Here is a 2552-nt window from a genome sequence, read left to right as displayed (position 1 = left end):
GCCTTTTTGCACAACAACTTCTGCTTTTTTCAAGCAACAACTCTGGGGGTCAATTTGAAATTGGCGAAAGGGGGTCAAATTTATTGGTATATGCAGATATGGCTTTAAAGTGATTTAAACGATGTTTTTTGTTTATCTTTATTTAAGATAATTGATTGAAAACTCAGCCAAAACTCAGCCAAATTACCCAAAATGACAAATAAAAAACCGCTTCTAAAGCATCAAAAACAGCGTTTAAGGAACGCAATTGAGGAAATTTCAAATCCGATATTCTCCACAAAACCCATCAAATAACTACAAAAGAGTTGTTTGATGGGTTTAAAAATCCAATCTCTGATGAAATTCCGCTACGAACTAGAACTTTCTGTTTTACGGATATTCGAGACTTACCCTACACCATTCCGAGATTATTTAAGGGGAAAAAAGATTGAGTCTGTTCCTAAATAAACTGAGTAACTTTTGCCAATAGTTATTAAACTATCATTTGTTTACGCATTTAGCGTTGTAGATACAGATAAAAATGATATTGTAAATACTGTGTTTTTCATACTAAAATTTCAAGGCCGCTAGGATCGGTGAAGGCGGTGAACTCCCATCAACCAGTAAGGCGGTAGATTTTATACTTATAGTTGAAACGTCTAAAAAATTTAATGCTGAGACGATAGATCCATACCTTGTTCTGGCATATATTTATCATATTCTATTTGTTTTGCAACTGCTTCTGCCACTTCTTTGCCTTTTAATTTTGATACCAAGTGCAAAGCACCATCTATACCAGCCGATATCCCGGCCGTGGTGATTACCCTGCCATTATCAACGTAGCGGACATTCTGAAGCACTTTAGCTTTCGGGACAGCCTTTTGGAGATTCGTTATGCTTTTATGAAAAGTGGTAACCGTAAGCTGATCAAGCAAACCTGCTTTTCCAAGAATAAACGCCCCGGTGCAAACAGAAAAATAATTTTTAGTAACGCTGTCCCTGGATTTTATCCAGGAAATAACTTCGGGATCATTTGTTGCCACCTCGTCTGAACCACCAAATACCGCAAAAATATCTGTTTGCGGGGCATCCTTAATGCTGTAATCCGGGATGATCTTTAAAATTCCCTGCGACGTGAGAGGAGCTTTGGTTTTTGCGACGGTGATGACTTTGAATCCTGCGTAGGAAAATACTTCCATCGGCCCTGCAAAGTCAAGTACCTCTACGCCATCATATAAGTAAAAGCAAACGGTAATTTTCTTATCCATTGACGCCTGTTGATTTTTCTCGACTAACGCCATTCCGCAATGCTTACAAACACCGGGTTGCCCATAAGTTGTGGTATCACATGGATGGTTACAGGGTGTGCATACATATGCGGTTGCATAAACTTGTGCAAACGCAAAGCATGGGATAAAAAATAATAGGTGTAACAGTTGTTTCATAGAAATTTAATTAAAATTCAAAATTAACTGAACACTGCTAACAAATCAGGACAACCATAGTAACAATCCGGCCATTTTAGCAATGATCATGGTCAATATTGTTTTTTTTAATTATCCTCCTCAGCTGAGCCGGACTGCTAAAGCCACATTCTTTAGCTACCCAGGCCACTTTATGATTGGTTTTAAGCAGCTGCTTTGCCTTTTCCTGCCTTAAGGACTGTATATATTGCCCGATCGTGATTCCTGTGACAGATTTGAATAAACGTGTAAGATTACGCGGACTAATAAAGACCAATTGGGCCAATTCATCTATGATTAGTTTATCATGTAAATGCTTGGTAATATGATCCTGGACCATATGTATAGGATGGTTAATATGCTGCCTGTTTTGCAAGTAAATGCTATTTTGCGCTTCCGTGCCATCTCTGCGCATATAAACAACCATGTCTTTTGCTACAACGCATGCAAAAGCCGCTCCGTGCTGCTCTTCAATAAAATATAGCGCCAAGTCAATACCTGTGGCAATTCCCGCACTGGTGAATATTCGGCCACTTTGCACAAATAGTTTATTCTCTATTACTTTAAGGCGGGGATATTCTCGTTGTAAAGCTGCGGTCCATGCCCAATGCGTAGTGCAATTGTGCCCATTTAAGAGTCCGGCAGCAGCAAGCGCAAATGCTGCAGTACAAATTGAAGATATGGTGGCACCCGTTGCAGCAGCATCCTGTAGCCAGGGTATCCAAAGGTGATCATCTGCTCTGTCCCATTTTTTAATTTCCATTCCGGCTACAATAACAATGTCGTCTTTATTAACTATTATCGAATGTAGTGGCTCAACGTTTGAAAATCCAAGACCTGATGAGGTTGCCGGGTTGCGGTATGGAGAAACATAACGTATATCGTAATTATTGCCGCAGCACCCAGACTCATAAAAAACGGTTACAGCGCCAGCCAGATCCAAAAGGTGAACACTATCAAATATGAAAAATATAACACGATTAGCGCTCATTTTTCAAAGGTAGCAGATAGAACGTAAACCTCCTATGAATAAAACCCTTTTTCAAGCAGCTTAGGAAGCTTTTTCTTTTTTTATGGGCAAAAGATGTTCCCTGTCCTGAGAATTGGCGG

Annotated in this window: 2 protein-coding genes; both read right to left on the bottom strand. The window is 39.6% G+C overall.

The window, feature by feature from the left end; translation table 11 throughout:
• Positions 1-647: 647 nt before the first annotated feature.
• Complete coding sequence (locus HDC90_RS25235; RefSeq protein ID WP_184471407.1) at positions 648-1424, bottom strand: DJ-1/PfpI family protein; 777 nt, start codon at positions 1422-1424, stop codon at positions 648-650.
• Positions 1425-1500: 76 nt separating this feature from the next.
• Positions 1501-2433 carry a GlxA family transcriptional regulator gene (locus tag HDC90_RS25230; protein WP_184471405.1) on the bottom strand — a complete coding sequence of 311 codons (933 nt, stop codon included), beginning with the start codon at positions 2431-2433 and terminating at the stop codon, positions 1501-1503.
• Positions 2434-2552 lie beyond the last annotated feature (119 nt).

Origin of the sequence: Pedobacter sp. AK013, assembly GCF_014205835.1 — a bacterium.
Lineage (GTDB): Bacteria > Bacteroidota > Bacteroidia > Sphingobacteriales > Sphingobacteriaceae > Pedobacter.
This window is presented reverse-complemented; position numbering and strand designations above follow the sequence as displayed.

Bases quoted from the DNA above. Each gene is read 5' to 3' on its own strand.
- HDC90_RS25235 (WP_184471407.1), bottom strand. From the start codon at position 1,424: ATGAAACAACTGTTACACCTATTATTTTTTATCCCATGCTTTGCGTTT.
- HDC90_RS25230 (WP_184471405.1), bottom strand. From the start codon at position 2,433: ATGAGCGCTAATCGTGTTATATTTTTCATATTTGATAGTGTTCACCTT.